This window comes from Chryseobacterium indologenes (assembly GCF_001295265.1).
GTDB lineage: Bacteria > Bacteroidota > Bacteroidia > Flavobacteriales > Weeksellaceae > Chryseobacterium > Chryseobacterium indologenes_A.
In genome coordinates, this window is sequence record NZ_LJOD01000019.1 from 35,553 (window position 1) to 49,371 (window position 13,819).

Sequence of the window (13,819 nt, forward strand, 5' to 3'; positions counted from 1 at the left end):
TCTGACACGTTAGTAATATATCTCAGATTTGAAAATCTACATTCTATCAGCAGGCATATAAAAATAATGCTCAAAAAGAAAACATCAGAAGCTATCTTTTTACACCATTAATTTGAGCATCTAATGAATGTTTTATAGCTTTGCTGAAATTTTTCGAGACAATGGAAATGCAAAAGGATTTTTTTACATATCAGGCACAAACCACTCAATTTGCAGCAGGTTTTGAAGTTGAAAAAGCAGATGGAAGTTACATCTACGGAACAGACGGAAAGAAATACCTTGACTTTGTAGCAGGAGTTTCAGCCAATACACTGGGACACTCACACCCCAAAGTGGTAAATGCAATCAAAGAACAGGCAGATAAATATCTTCATGTGATGGTATATGGGGAATATGCTCAGGAAAAACCGGTTGAGCTTTGCCGGCTGCTTGCAGAAGCCACACCGGACCCTTTAGAAATTACTTATCTGGTAAACAGTGGAGCAGAAGCTATAGACGGTAGTCTTAAACTGGCAAAAAGATATACAGGAAGAGAAGAAATTGTTTCTTTTAAAAATTCCTATCATGGAAATACTCACGGTGCATTAAGCGTATCAGGAAATGAATACCATAAAAGAGAATTCCGTCCTTTATTACCAATGATCAGCTTTATTGAATTCAATAATGAAAATGATTTTGATAAGATCACGGAAAAAACAGCCTGCGTAATTATGGAAACCATACAGGGAGCAGCGGGATTTCTGGTACCGGCAGATGATTATCTCATCAAGCTGAAAAAAAGATGTGAAGAAGTAGGAGCCCTCCTTATTTTAGATGAAATTCAGCCAGGTTTCGGAAGAACCGGAAAACTTTTTTCCTTTGAGCATTTTGGAATCGTTCCTGATATTCTCGTAATGGGAAAAGGAATGGGGGGAGGAGTGCCTGTAGGGGCCTTTATGAGTTCTAAAAAAATTATGGAAACCCTTTCACACTCGCCGAAGTTAGGACATATTACCACTTTTGGAGGAAACCCTCTGATTGCAGCAGCAAGCCATGCTACCTTAAAAGAAGTGCTGGAAAGTGGCCTGATGGAAGAAACTGCTGAAAAAGAAAAACTCTTCCGGGAGCTTCTGGTGCATCCGAAAATTAAAAATATCAACGGAAAAGGGCTGATGCTGGCTGTTAATCTGGGAAGCCCGGAATATACGCTGGAAACGGCAAAAAAATGTATGGAAAAAGGACTTATTGTCTTCTGGCAGCTATACAGGAATGAATACCTGAGAATTTCTCCGCCGCTTACTATTTCGATGGATGAAATCAGACAGGGCTGTCAGATTATTCTGGATGTTTTAAATGAAAATTAGATAAAAAAATCTCTTCAGTCCGGAGAGATTTTTTATGCTTAGCATCCTAGTTTTTATCCCTTAAAATGAAGTCTGATACAGATTTCTGATCTCTGATAAATATCATGCAGATTATGTAAAAAAGTAATGGCTTTTTTGTGTAATAAAAAAATTAATTTATATATTGCGGGACGATAAAAACAAAGATTATATGGCGAAACATAAAGTCCATTACGAATTTCCAATGCATTGTTTATCAGAGATTTTATATGAATATCTGGCAACTGCAGAGGGATTGTCTGAATGGTTTGCGGATGAGGTAACTGAGAAAGGTGATGATTTCTTTTTTAGCTGGGGCGGAGGGCCTGCCGAAAAGGCTACTTTGATCAGATATAAGCCTGAAGGTTTCGTCCGTTTCAGATGGGAAGAAGATGAAGGAACCAAGAACTTTTTCGAAATGACCATCGTTATAGATGATATTACAGAAGATCTTGCTTTAAATATCACCGATTTCTGTGAAGAAGGAGATGAAGAAGAAAATGCAATGTATTGGGAAAATCTGATAGAAAACCTTAGAATAAAACTGGGAGCAGCCTAATCTGTACACTGGTAAAATGGTAAAACTGATGAACGATTTATCGTTCATTATTTTTTTATAAATAAATCACATCGAAAATTGGAAAATCAATATTTTACATCAGACGAATTAAATGTAAAGAACAGAGCGTTTCTGATGGGAGACGCAGTGAAGGTTTCTTTCTTTGTAAGAAACAGAGAACTTATCATGGATGAAGAATGCTATTTTTTCCTGATGGCTTCCATGAGAAAAATGAGAATGAATATTCCCCTGACCTATACTCTGGAGTTTTTTCAGACTCTTTTTCACAAAGATGTTATAGAAGGGAAAGGAATTCAGAACGGGATTATTAATCTTCAGGTATTCAGAAATAATGATGAAATAACCCTGGCAAAATCTTCCGTTTCTTATTTTTATGAAGTAACAGAAGTTGCAGACGTGCTTTCTGTTCAGCAAAGGCTTCTGGAGCTGGATCTTATTAAAGAGATCAATGTCAACAACAATCTGTTAAGTAATATCCGGGTACACTGCCCTGAAAATATCTACGGTGGAATTTATGCTCAGGAAAATGATCTTGATGATGTTATCCTGCTTAATCCAAATAAAAGGATTGCCCGTACCACATCAGGAAACCTCCTGTTTCTGGAGGGAAATGTAATTAAAGTACCGAAGCAGACCGAAGGCGCCTACATTTCTCCTTTTATGGAAAACTTTGTAACATTCCTGCACAAAAATAATCTGGCAGATATTCAGGAACATGAAATTATTGCATTTGAATCCCAGAAAGCAGAAGAGATTTTAATGATCTCTGATGAAAAAGGTATATTTTCTGTAGGTAAAATAAGAAATAAAACCTTTGAAAACAGTCGTTTCCTTGAAATGGTGGAAAGCTGGAAAAAAAGTTTTTAAAAAATTGACAAACCCGGTAAACAACAAAGTTCCACAGTCCTTTACCGGGTTTTATTCTGAATAAATCAGAAATTGTATTTTTATTTAATATTCTCTGATAATTTCAGTGAATTTCTGAGCGATTTCTTTTTGCCCTTTTTCGCTGGTGATATACGCTCGGTCTTTGGTATTATTGATAAACCCAAGCTCTACTAAAACCGCAGGAGCTTTTGTTTCCCTTAAAATGTGAAGATTACGCTCTTCAACTTTACGAACGTCAAATTTTTTGGATATTTTTTTTGCCAGCTGTTTTGAATTCTCAGTATTCTGAACAAAAACTTCGGTCCCCTGATCAGAAGATTCCTTTTGAGGACTGCTGTTAACATGCAGGGAAATCACAATTTCAGGATTAAGCTTATTGATCATTGCTGTCCTGTCAGAAAGAGAAGGATAGGTGTCAGAATCCCGGGTAAGAATTACCTCATACTCATTCTGACCGTCATTAAACTTTTTGATTTCTTTCGCGATATTCATGGTAATATCTTTCTCTGCAATGTTTCCGTAAACAACCCCGTTATCATTTCCGCCATGTCCGGCGTCAACAACAATAACTTTTTTATTAACAGGAGTAAAAGATAAAAATGCCGCAGAAAATGCTGATAAAGTAAGTAGTTTAATTCCTTTCATTTTCAGTGATTTTTGTTTTTTCAAATAACGGAAATTCTTTCTTTAAAATTGGTTAATGTAATCTTAAAATTTGTTAATGTTTTTAAGGGGTATCAGATAGAAATACAGCTAGTTAAGGGATATATCTTCGGGAGAATTGGCCCAAAGAAGATATTCACCCCCCAGATTCTGCATAATAGACTTCCATAAAGTCTGGTCATTGGGTAATGTGTAGTCAAGATTATACACATCCACAACAGTCCACATCTTTCTCTGAACCTCCTTATCCAGCTGTTCTGCAGCCCATCCGGAATAACCTGAGAAAATCTTTACATCATCAATGCTCAGTTCTTTGTTAAGGACAGCGCTGATGATATTTTCAATGTCTTCCGTTAAATAAAAGTCATTCGTGATTTCAGAATAAAGTTCCGTTACCTTTTTGCCTTTTACAATAAAAAATACCTTGTCATTTTCTACAGGCCCACCGTCGTATACCTCTATTTTGAAATCAAAGAAATTATTGAACTTATTACTCATCTGGCTGTTTTTTTTATTCAATATCAAACCAAATGCACCACTTTCGTTATGCTCAATGATCAGAACCACCGATCTGGAAAAAATATCGCCGGAAATGTCAGGAGTGGAGATTAATATTTTACCTTTGTATGAGTAATTCATACTCAAATTTAATAAAAAATATTTATGGAAAACCTGCACAATAAAAGAAAAGTGTATGAGAAATCCCAACTTATTGAAAGTGAGATAAAACAAAATCCTATTGAGCAGTTCAGAGACTGGTTTTTAGAGGCTAATGAAAGCCCTGCAATCTCTGAAGCCAATGCTATGGCCGTTTCTACCATAGAAGAAGACGGGTGCCCGAGAACCAGAATGGTGCTTCTTAAAGCATATACCCATGAAGGGTTTATTTTTTATACCAATTACAGCAGCAGAAAGGGAAAAGCCATAGAGAAGAATCATAAGGCTTGCCTGCATTTTTTCTGGCCGAATCTTGAAAGACAGATCATCATCAAAGCTGATCTTGAAAAAGTAGCAGAAAACCTCAGTGACGGATATTTCCATTCAAGGCCCAAAGGAAGCCAGCTTGGAGCAGCTGTTTCACCACAGAGCCAGGTAATTCCGAACCGTGAATTTCTTGAAGAAAAATTAAAAGAGCTGGAAAAAGAATATGAGAACAGCGAAGTTCCAAGACCTGAAAATTGGGGCGGATACCTTGCAAAACCTTATGAAATTGAATTCTGGCAGGGAAGACCTAACCGCCTTCATGACCGGATTATTTATCAGCTGGAAGACCTGGACTGGAAAATTTCCAGGTTAGCCCCGTAGATAAACCCGTAAATAAATATTAAAACGCATAAATTTAAGCCGGACAAAAGCATAAAAAGCATTCATAACCCTGTTTAAACTTTTTTATTCCCATAAAAAAGACCGCTTCTTGAAGCGGTCTTTGCATTTTGTAATCTGAATGATTATTTTTTCTTAGCACCAGAAACTGCATTAGATAAATCAGCTCCAGCTTTGAATTTAGCAACTTTTTTAGCCGCAATTTTGATTGGTTTCTTAGTTGCAGGGTTGATACCTTGTCTAGCTGCTCTCTCAGCTACTGAGAAAGTTCCGAATCCTACTAAAGATACTTTTCCGTCTTTTTTCTTTAAAGTAGTCGTTACGTTAGAAATAAAAGATTCTAAAGCAGCTTTAGCTGCAACTTTAGTGATTCCTGCATCTTTTGCGATTGCGTCGATTAATTCAGACTTGTTCATAATTTTTAATATTAAAGTTAGTTCGTAATTATAGCAAATATAATACTATTTTCTATTTGTGCAATTTTTTTATTAAAACTTATATAATTTTTTTACTTTTCGGTAAAAATAGTCAAAATATGATAATTTGATTTTTTACGAAAAATCTACGTTACGGGTCACTAAAATCATGCCAAATGCTTATGTGCATTGACTTTAGCAAAAAATTAATATTACTTCGTGTATTTATTAAATCCTAAATTGCATGAAGACTATTAATTTTTTTTATGATATGTTTGATAATTTAATAAGCAATATTCAAAAAGCTTGTATAATTTAAAATTAAACCCCTGTGTTTGTGGGACTTTTAAAATGATTATAAAAGCCTGATTTATGAATTTTTATTAATAAATTTGCAGTATGTTAATAGAAGTTTTCAAGTCTAAGATCCATAGGGTGAGGGTTACTGCCTCAGACCTTAATTATATTGGAAGTATAACGATTGATGAAGATCTTATTGATGCTGCCGGCCTGGTAGTGGGAGAAAGGGTCTATATAGTCAACGTAAATAACGGAGAACGTTTTGATACATATGTGATCAAAGGAAAAAGAAAATCAGGTGAGGTATGTCTGAACGGTCCTGCAGCCAGAAAAGTACAGAAAGATGATATCATCATCATCATTGCCTATGCCCAGATGTCTCCTGAAGAAGCAAAAACCTTCCAGCCGAAGATCGTTTTCCCGGATGAAAAAACAAATCTGTTGACGTAATCCATGGAGAAAAAATCAAAAAGTCCTTTAAAATCAATACTAACAATAGTAATATCGCTTGCTTTTGCAGGCTTTTTTTTATGGCTTGCTTTAAAAGGCCTTGATTTTAAAGTGATTCAGAAATCGCTGGCAAAAGCCAATTATCTTTGGGTACTCTTTGCTTCCGTTTTCGGAATCCTGGCCTACTGGTTCAGGGCAGTCCGGTGGAATCTGATGCTGGAGCCTATGGGACACCGGATCTCCAATTCCAATTCCCTTTGGTCAATATCATTCGGATATCTGATGAATCTTACCATTCCAAGAAGCGGGGAGCTTGCGAGGGCTACTGCCTTATATGGGGTGGAAAAAGTTCCGGTAGATAAATCTTTTGGGACAATTATTCTGGAAAGAGTGGTAGACCTTGCGTGTATGCTAGGGTTTCTGGGATTAACATTGCTGTTTAAATATGATGCTATTCTGTCTTTTTATAAGAATTCAGGAATCAATATTAACCCCAACAGGATTTTACTTGTCCTTATAATACTGGCCGCGGGAACAGTTCTGTTTTTTGTATTTAAAAAGAAGCTGACCGGAATACCATTTTTAGGAAAAATTGTGAATTTTATCGACGGTATTTTTCAGGGATTGGCTACTATTTTTAAATTAAAACAGAAAGGAAAATTCATTCTTTATACTTTAGGAATCTGGATTTCCTATTATTTTGCAGCTTATCTGGTATGTTTTGCCCTTCCGGAAACCTCAGATTTTACGATTGCTGACGGGTTTTTTATTATTGTAGTAGGAACCCTGGGGATGATCATCCCTGCGAGCGGTGGGATCGGAGCTTTTAATCTGGCGATGAAGTACGGATTTATGGCTCTGTTTATTTCAGTAGGGAAAAATGCAGATCTCGGCGGCGAAATGGGACTTACCTATTCATTTATTTCACTTCCGCTTCAGATTACAATTATGCTGGTAATGGGGCTAATATCTATTCCCATGCTGGCAAGGGCAAGAAATAATGCCGTTTCCGATAAAGAATTTAAAGAGTAATATTACTATTAACGTGAGTTCGGGTTAAGGATTTTAAATGTAAAAGGCGGGAAGATGGAAGAAGGAGGCTGGAAGTTAATTTTAGTGATACTTCCCTCTTCCATCATCCAGTTTCAAACCTGCATCTATCGGATATTCTTATCCAGAACTGAGGTTACTGTTATATTTTAATAATACGTCCGGTTAAGAAACCGGACTTTTTTATGCTTTTATACTCCATAAAGTGAAAGTTTATCTGGTTTATACTGTGACATTTATTTTTTTATGTATAAATTTGGTCAATTCACAAATCAAATCTATCTTAATCAAAAAAATAATTAATAATCTAAAACATTATGGCAATTAATTTACAGAAAGGACAGAAGATCGAAATCGGACTGACAAAAATGACGATAGGACTGGGATGGGACCCGAATGACGGAACAGGATTCGACTTTGATCTGGATGCTTCTGCTATTATGATTGATTCCAACAGAAAACTAGTAAGTGAGGAATGTTTCGTTTTTTATAATAACCTGCAGTCTCCTGATGGTGCATTAACACACACCGGAGATGATCCCAATGGTAAAAACAGTGATGGAGACGATGATGAAGCGATCATTGTAGACCTGGAAAAAGTAGATCCGCGGGTTGAAGAAATTCTTTTTGTGGTAACCATTGAAGATTTTGAAAGAAGAAAACAGAACTTCGGACAGGTGAGAAACTCTTATATCAGGGTGGTAGACAATCATTCAAATCAGGAAATCGCAAAATATGAACTGGATGAAGACTTTTCTATAGAAACAGGAGTAGAATTCGGAAGACTGTACAAAAGAAACGGAAGCTGGAAATTTGAAGCTTCAGGAATCGGATACAGGGCAGACCTTGGATTCTTCCTTGAGAAATATTATAACGGACAAATCATTAAATAATAAAATCATTATATAAAACTATAGCTATGGCAATTAATTTACAGAAAGGTCAGACCATTGATCTACGAAAAAATGACCGCGGAGAAAGTGTGTATGACCTATCAAAAGTAACAATCGGTTTAGGATGGGACGTGAGAAAACAGGGTGGAGGCTTCTTTGGAAAACTTTTCAGCAAAGAACCAGAATACGATCTTGATGCGATTGCATTTCTTTTAGACGGAAACGGAAAAGTAGCCAATCTTGGGAAAACAGTTCAGACACAGGATGGAAGACAGATCGCCCTTTATCAGGGAGACGTTGTTTTCTTTAATTCTATGCAGCATCCAAGCGGAAACGTATGGCTTACCGGAGACAACCGAACCGGAGCCGGAGACGGGGATGATGAACAGATCATTGTGAAGCTGGACCAGCTGGATGAGAGTTACCAAAAAATCCTGTTTCTGGTAACTATTTACCAGGGGAAACAGAATAATCAACATTTCGGAATGGTGGAAAATGCTTTCATCAGAGCGGTAGATGCCAAAGGAAAAGAAATTACCAAATACAGCCTTTCCGGAGATTCAAGTATGAACGGAATGTGTGCCATGGTCTTTGCAGAAGCTTACCGTCATAATGGTGACTGGAAATTCCGTGCTTTAGGAGAGCCGCATCCTACAGATAATTTTATAGAAATTCTGAAGCAGTACGCCTACAGCAACTAAATTAACCTTCTATATAACTTAAAAGCCGGCAGAGAATAGTACAATATTTCCTGCCGGCTTCAGAATTAATACTTGCCTTACAATGACCAGAAGATTATTAGCATACTTTTTACTGGATACTTCAGGTTCTATGAACGGGGAACCTATCCAGGCACTTAATAACGGATTTAACGGGCTTATCAGCATGCTCAGAGCAGATCCTCAGGCTATGGACAGCCTTCATCTTAGTGTGATTACCTTCGACAGGGAGGTGAAGAATATCATTCCCCTGATTGATCTTGCGAGCTTTTATCCAATGGAAATCACCTGCCCGGACAGTGGACCTACCCACACAGGAGCTGCATTGGAAATGGTTGCGGAACTCGTTAAAAAGGATCTGGTGAAAGGATCAGGAGACGAAAAAGGAGACTGGCAGCCGCTACTTTTTATATTTACAGACGGAAAGCCTTCTGATATTCAGAAATACAGACAGATGATCCCTGTGATCAGAGGTCTTGAATTTGGTGCAATTGTAGGCTGTGCAGCAGGGCCTAAAGCCGATGAACAATTTCTGAAGGAACTGACTGATCATGTGGTAAAACTGGATACAACAGATGCGATAACGCTTTCTTCCTTCTTCAGATGGGTAAGTTCTTCCATTACACAGGGAGGGCATTCTCAGAATACGGGAGAAAATGTCACGCTTCCGCCGCCACCTTCAGAACTTAATATTATTATTTAACTACCGTCTTTACACTATAATCATGAGAAGACTACCGATTTATTTTTTGGTTGATATTTCCGAATCTATGGTAGGAGAGCCTATCGAACAGGTACAGGAAGGTATTGCCAACATCATCAGAGAATTAAAAAAAGACCCGTATTCACTGGAAACGGTTTATATTTCTGTGATCGGTTTTGCAGGAGAAGCCGAAGTTATTACTCCGCTTCAGGATATCATCAGCTTTTATCCTCCCAAAATTCCGATTGGAAGCGGAACATCATTATCCCAGGGGTTGATTAAAGTAATGGATTGCATAGACCGGGATATTGTAAAAACAACCTACGAGAGAAAAGGCGACTGGAAACCTATTGTTTTTCTGTTTACAGATGGAGTTCCTACAGATGATGCTACCAAAGCAATTGAAAGATGGAATACCAAATACAACGGAAAAGCCAATACCATTGCCGTATCCATCGGAGAAAATACCAATTATAAGCTTCTGGGCTCTTTGGCCGAAAATGTACTGCTTTTTAATAATTCCGATGAAAATTCCTACAAAGAGTTTTTCAAATGGGTGACAGATTCCATTAAAACAACCAGCCAGAGTGTTACCGAAGCCAATAAAGAAGGGATCAATCTGTCAAAGATCGACTCCATTATCCTGGAAAAAGTAGACCCTGAAATGGAACAAAGATTTCCGGATAACAATTTTGTGGTTCTGAATGGTAAATGCTCAGAAACCGAAAAACTTTACCTTATGAAGTTTAAGAAAGCCTTTACGGATTCAGGAATTATGGGAATGTCTACAAGGTATTATAAGCTGGACGGGGCCTATAAAATTGATGAAAAAGCGTATATGAGACTTTCTTCATCCCAGAGAAATAACCTCAAAATCTCTATTGAAGAGCTACAGGGCGGAACGTCCTGCCCTCACTGTGCCAATCCTATTGCGCTGGCTACCTGTTCCTGCGGCGGAATTCACTGCCTGAAAGGAGAAGGTTACAACAAGTGCCCGTGGTGCGGAACATCCGATTATTACGGATTCTCCAGCGGAGGTTATGATATTAACAGAACGCTGGGATAACAGCAGACGTACTATGGGAAGTATCTTTTTTAATAACAGAGGGAAAGAGCAGCAGGATGATCCGAACTCTTCCGGAGGCGAGAATGCCAGGGAAAAAACTTTGATCCTTAAAGAAAAAGAGGAATTCAGAGAAGCTTATCTGGTCCTGAAAAATGCAACTTCAAGAAAGTTTTATGAATTCAGTTTTGAGCTGGAAGATTTTCCCAATATTAAGATTAAAACCATCAGAAATATTGAGGAAACCGGACTGAAATTTGAAGAGAACGTGATATCCGGGATTTCCACAGGAGGTAATGTCTATGATCTGGATATTGAATTTTACCATATCCGGGATGAAAATAATTCAGACCTTAAAAGAGTCCAGCTTTATGTGAATGCCGATCCTAAAGATCTATGGAAAAATATTCCCGGTGATACCAGTGCTGCTTTCTATAAACCTGATGAAGTCTCATGGAAAGGAACTTTTCTGGATAAAAAAATAGTAGCTGCATCCAAAAGGGGCCGTTCACATGCCCATGAAGGAAAATTCAGGGAGGATGATTTTGCCGTAAATCAACTTCCCGAAGGATGGAATATTATTTCCGTATCTGATGGGGCAGGTTCTGCGGAAATGGCAAGAGAAGGCTCAAGGCTCGCTGTATATTCAGCCAATGAATTCTTTGATTCACCATTCATATTGCAGGAACTGGAGAAGAATGTTAAAGTCATTTATAATGCTGCATCAGGAGTACATTCAGAAGCAGAAAAGAATATTACCGGAATTTTATCTGAAAGTGTAAGACATGTATACAAAGTTTTAGATAAAAAAGCATCGGAACATTCCCTTTCTATCAAAGATTTTCATGCCACCCTTATTTTTACACTCGCTAAGAAGTTTGAATTCGGATATGTTTTTCTGAGCTTTGGAGTAGGAGACTGCCCTATTAACCTCATCAGCCCCGATTTTTCTGAAGTAAAGCTGTTAAACCGGATGGATGTAGGAGAATTCAGCGGGGGAACCCGTTTTATTACCATGAATGAAATTTTTAATGACCAGATGATTTCCCGTTTCGGAATGACCTGCGTTAATGACTTTTCCTATCTGGTATTGATGACGGACGGGATTTATGATCCCAAATTCATTACAGAAAACAAGCTCGAAGATCCGGAAAGCTGGACAACTTTTTTTAATGACCTCAACGGAAATAATAATGACCGTATAAAGGTTGATTTTATTAACGATACAGATATTGACCGCCAGCTTCTGCAATGGGCAGATTTCTGGAGCAGAGGAAATCACGATGACAGAACCCTGGCCATAATCTATTAAAACATGAAAAAGACTGTTAAGGTTGTTTCTATTTTAGACCCAGCCAAATCATATGAATATATAGATGAAAATCCCATTCGCGGAGGAGTTAAAGATGTTTATTTTTCTCCCGAAAGAGATTATGTCGTAGCTTTTTACAGAAATCCTGTGGATGCCGGGCAGAAAGAACGTATCATGCGGATCGTATCTACTTATCTGGCAAACATACAAAGCGGAACCTCATCAGAATACTTTCTGAACGAAATATTCAGGTGGCCGTATGATATTGTGGAAAAAGGAAAACTTACGGGAATTGTTGTTCCCGTATATCACCATAAATTCTTCTTTGCTAAAGGGTATATCGGTTCAGATAATATCCAGGGTGAAGACAAAGTGGGAAAATGGTTTACTTCCCCGATGTTCAGAAACCAGCAGTACCCGTTAAGACTTGACCAGTCGGAACTTGGTGACTGGCTGAGCTATTTCCAGATTGCCATCAATATCAGCAGGGGAGTAAAAAAGCTTCACCAGATGGGGCTGGCCCATTCAGATCTTTCTTACAATAATATTCTGGTGGACCCGGTAACGAAATCAGCCTGTATTATTGATATAGACGGATTGGTGGTGCCGAAATTATTCCCACCCGAAGTGATCGGAACGGCAGATTTTATTGCGCCTGAAGTGCTGAAGACCAAACATCTGAATATTCAGGATCCCGGGAGACACCTGCCCAACCAGAAAACTGATCTTCATGCCCTTGCAGCACTCATTTACATGTATCTGCTGAGAAGGCATCCTCTGAGAGGAGGAAAAATATGGGATCTGGACTCTGAAAAGGATGAAATACTTTCTATGGGAGAGAAAGCAACATTTGTGGAACATCCTGATGATTCCGTGAACCATGTGAAGCCTGATCATCTGAAGAAGTGGGAGACTTTCTGGGGAGATCCTCAAAAGGTTCCGTATACGATTACCGGACCTTACCTTTCCGAGCTGTTCAAAAAAGCTTTTGTTGATGGCCTCCATGATCCGATAAGACGTCCCCTGGCTAATGAATGGGAAACCGCTTTACTGAAAACGGTAGATCTTATCCAACCCTGCTCTAACGCATCCTGCACAGAAAAATGGTATGTTTTTGACAATACCAGCAATCCTAAATGTCCTTTCTGTGGTACGCCACATCAGGGAACACTTCCTGTGCTGGATCTGTATTTTAAATTTGATGATGAGGTCTGGAAACCCGAAAACCACAGGTTGATGGTGTATAATAACCAGTATCTTTTCAAATGGCACGTTTCCCGAAAAGTGATCCGGAATGAAAATCTCACCAAGCAGGATAAAATGCCTGTGGGATATTTTACGTTTCATCAGGGGAAATGGGTATTGGTTAATCAAAGCTTAACGTCTATGAAAGATGTTACAGAGCAGAAAGAGATTCCGCCGGGCTCAATGACAGAGCTAACTGACGGAAAAAAGATCCTTTTATCTGCTGAAGAAGGAGGCAGGCTGATTTATGTAACGCTGGCGAATCAATAAACGTTTGGCTGAAGCCATTAATGATACAGAAAGTTTATTTATGGTCCCGAAGATCAGGCGATTGAGCAGATTTTTTCTGTGATCATATAGAAATCATAGATTGTAATCCAGACTTTATAATTTTTTATCACCTGAAAATTCCATGAAATAAGAATGCTCATCTTCACCAACAATTTTAAACCCTAAAGCAGAATATAAGTTTTGTGCTTTATTGGTTTTCAATACGCTCAGAGAAACTTTTTTCCCTGTTTCTGAGGCTTCATCAAGAATATCTCTCAATATTTTTCTGCCCAGTCCCCGGCCCTGCAGCTCAGGATCAATCTGAAGCTGGAGAACTTCTGTTTTCTCTTCTGTCCGGTTAATTTTTAATAATCCGATGGGATGATGATTTAAGAAAATAATATGCGCCTTATCAAACTGGTAAAGAACCCTTTGTAAAGTAGCTTCACGATCAGTAGGTAAACTGGATTTTTCGTAGTGAGGATTCATGGTTTTCATTCTCAGGCTGAGAAGGAAATCAATATCAGTTTCATTGGCTTTTTCATAATGCAGGTTAAGATCCATTGTTTTATTTTTCATTAAA

16 protein-coding genes are annotated in these 13,819 nt (G+C 38.1%); 12 read left to right on the top strand and 4 right to left on the bottom strand.

Annotated elements, in window-relative coordinates:
- The first annotated feature begins 167 nt into the window (after positions 1-167).
- From AOB46_RS20305 to AOB46_RS20315, 3 genes are all read left to right on the top strand, one after another.
- On the top strand, positions 168-1,343 hold the full coding sequence (locus AOB46_RS20305; RefSeq protein ID WP_062702957.1) for an aspartate aminotransferase family protein: 1,176 nt from the start codon (positions 168-170) through the stop codon (positions 1,341-1,343).
- 190 nt (positions 1,344-1,533) lie between these two features.
- Positions 1,534-1,920 carry an START-like domain-containing protein gene (locus AOB46_RS20310; protein ID WP_027374691.1) on the top strand — a complete coding sequence of 129 codons (387 nt, stop codon included), beginning with the start codon at positions 1,534-1,536 and terminating at the stop codon, positions 1,918-1,920.
- A gap of 78 nt (positions 1,921-1,998) precedes the next feature.
- Positions 1,999-2,808, top strand: a complete 810-nt coding sequence (locus tag AOB46_RS20315; RefSeq protein WP_062702837.1) for an aminotransferase class IV — start codon at positions 1,999-2,001, stop codon at positions 2,806-2,808.
- An 84-nt stretch (positions 2,809-2,892) separates the two neighbouring features.
- Here the strand turns inward: AOB46_RS20315 and AOB46_RS20320 are convergent, their stop codons facing one another.
- Together AOB46_RS20320 and AOB46_RS20325 are read right to left on the bottom strand one after the other, a co-directional pair.
- Positions 2,893-3,474 carry an N-acetylmuramoyl-L-alanine amidase gene (locus AOB46_RS20320; protein ID WP_062702839.1) on the bottom strand — a complete coding sequence of 194 codons (582 nt, stop codon included), beginning with the start codon at positions 3,472-3,474 and terminating at the stop codon, positions 2,893-2,895.
- Positions 3,475-3,582: 108 nt separating this feature from the next.
- Positions 3,583-4,131: a YqgE/AlgH family protein gene (locus AOB46_RS20325; RefSeq protein WP_062702841.1), complete on the bottom strand. Its 549-nt coding sequence runs from the start codon at positions 4,129-4,131 to the stop codon at positions 3,583-3,585.
- Between the two features lie 24 nt (positions 4,132-4,155).
- Between AOB46_RS20325 and pdxH the strand changes: the two genes are divergently transcribed.
- Positions 4,156-4,797, top strand: coding sequence for a pyridoxamine 5'-phosphate oxidase (pdxH, locus tag AOB46_RS20330; RefSeq protein WP_062702844.1), 642 nt, complete (start codon positions 4,156-4,158; stop codon positions 4,795-4,797).
- 143 nt (positions 4,798-4,940) lie between these two features.
- Here the strand turns inward: pdxH and AOB46_RS20335 are convergent, their stop codons facing one another.
- Positions 4,941-5,231 carry an HU family DNA-binding protein gene (locus AOB46_RS20335; RefSeq protein WP_062702846.1) on the bottom strand — a complete coding sequence of 97 codons (291 nt, stop codon included), beginning with the start codon at positions 5,229-5,231 and terminating at the stop codon, positions 4,941-4,943.
- 399 nt (positions 5,232-5,630) lie between these two features.
- Here AOB46_RS20335 and panD point away from each other — a divergent pair, with 399 nt between their 5' ends.
- The 8 genes from panD to AOB46_RS20375 all read left to right on the top strand — a co-directional run bounded on the left by panD (position 5,631) and on the right by AOB46_RS20375 (position 13,236).
- The gene (panD, locus tag AOB46_RS20340; protein ID WP_062702848.1) at positions 5,631-5,981 is read left to right on the top strand and encodes an aspartate 1-decarboxylase; all 351 of its coding nucleotides are present in this window, start codon (positions 5,631-5,633) and stop codon (positions 5,979-5,981) included.
- Positions 5,982-5,984: 3 nt separating this feature from the next.
- On the top strand, positions 5,985-7,013 hold the full coding sequence (locus tag AOB46_RS20345) for a lysylphosphatidylglycerol synthase transmembrane domain-containing protein (RefSeq protein WP_062702850.1): 1,029 nt from the start codon (positions 5,985-5,987) through the stop codon (positions 7,011-7,013).
- Between the two features lie 335 nt (positions 7,014-7,348).
- Positions 7,349-7,924 carry a TerD family protein gene (locus AOB46_RS20350; protein ID WP_062702852.1) on the top strand — a complete coding sequence of 192 codons (576 nt, stop codon included), beginning with the start codon at positions 7,349-7,351 and terminating at the stop codon, positions 7,922-7,924.
- 26 nt (positions 7,925-7,950) lie between these two features.
- Complete coding sequence (locus AOB46_RS20355; RefSeq protein WP_062702854.1) at positions 7,951-8,625, top strand: TerD family protein; 675 nt, start codon at positions 7,951-7,953, stop codon at positions 8,623-8,625.
- 82 nt (positions 8,626-8,707) lie between these two features.
- Positions 8,708-9,346, top strand: a complete 639-nt coding sequence (locus tag AOB46_RS20360) for a vWA domain-containing protein (protein ID WP_062702857.1) — start codon at positions 8,708-8,710, stop codon at positions 9,344-9,346.
- A 22-nt stretch (positions 9,347-9,368) separates the two neighbouring features.
- Positions 9,369-10,412, top strand: a complete 1,044-nt coding sequence (locus AOB46_RS20365; RefSeq protein WP_062702859.1) for a TerY-C metal binding domain-containing protein — start codon at positions 9,369-9,371, stop codon at positions 10,410-10,412.
- Positions 10,387-11,721 carry a PP2C family serine/threonine-protein phosphatase gene (locus tag AOB46_RS20370; protein WP_062702860.1) on the top strand — a complete coding sequence of 445 codons (1,335 nt, stop codon included), beginning with the start codon at positions 10,387-10,389 and terminating at the stop codon, positions 11,719-11,721. Before AOB46_RS20365 ends, AOB46_RS20370 begins: the two co-directional genes overlap by 26 nt.
- 3 nt (positions 11,722-11,724) lie before the next feature.
- Complete coding sequence (locus AOB46_RS20375; protein WP_062702862.1) at positions 11,725-13,236, top strand: helix-hairpin-helix domain-containing protein; 1,512 nt, start codon at positions 11,725-11,727, stop codon at positions 13,234-13,236.
- A gap of 114 nt (positions 13,237-13,350) precedes the next feature.
- Here AOB46_RS20375 and AOB46_RS20380 read toward each other — a convergent pair whose 3' ends face one another.
- Positions 13,351-13,815: a GNAT family N-acetyltransferase gene (locus tag AOB46_RS20380; protein WP_241489246.1), complete on the bottom strand. Its 465-nt coding sequence runs from the start codon at positions 13,813-13,815 to the stop codon at positions 13,351-13,353.
- Positions 13,816-13,819 lie beyond the last annotated feature (4 nt).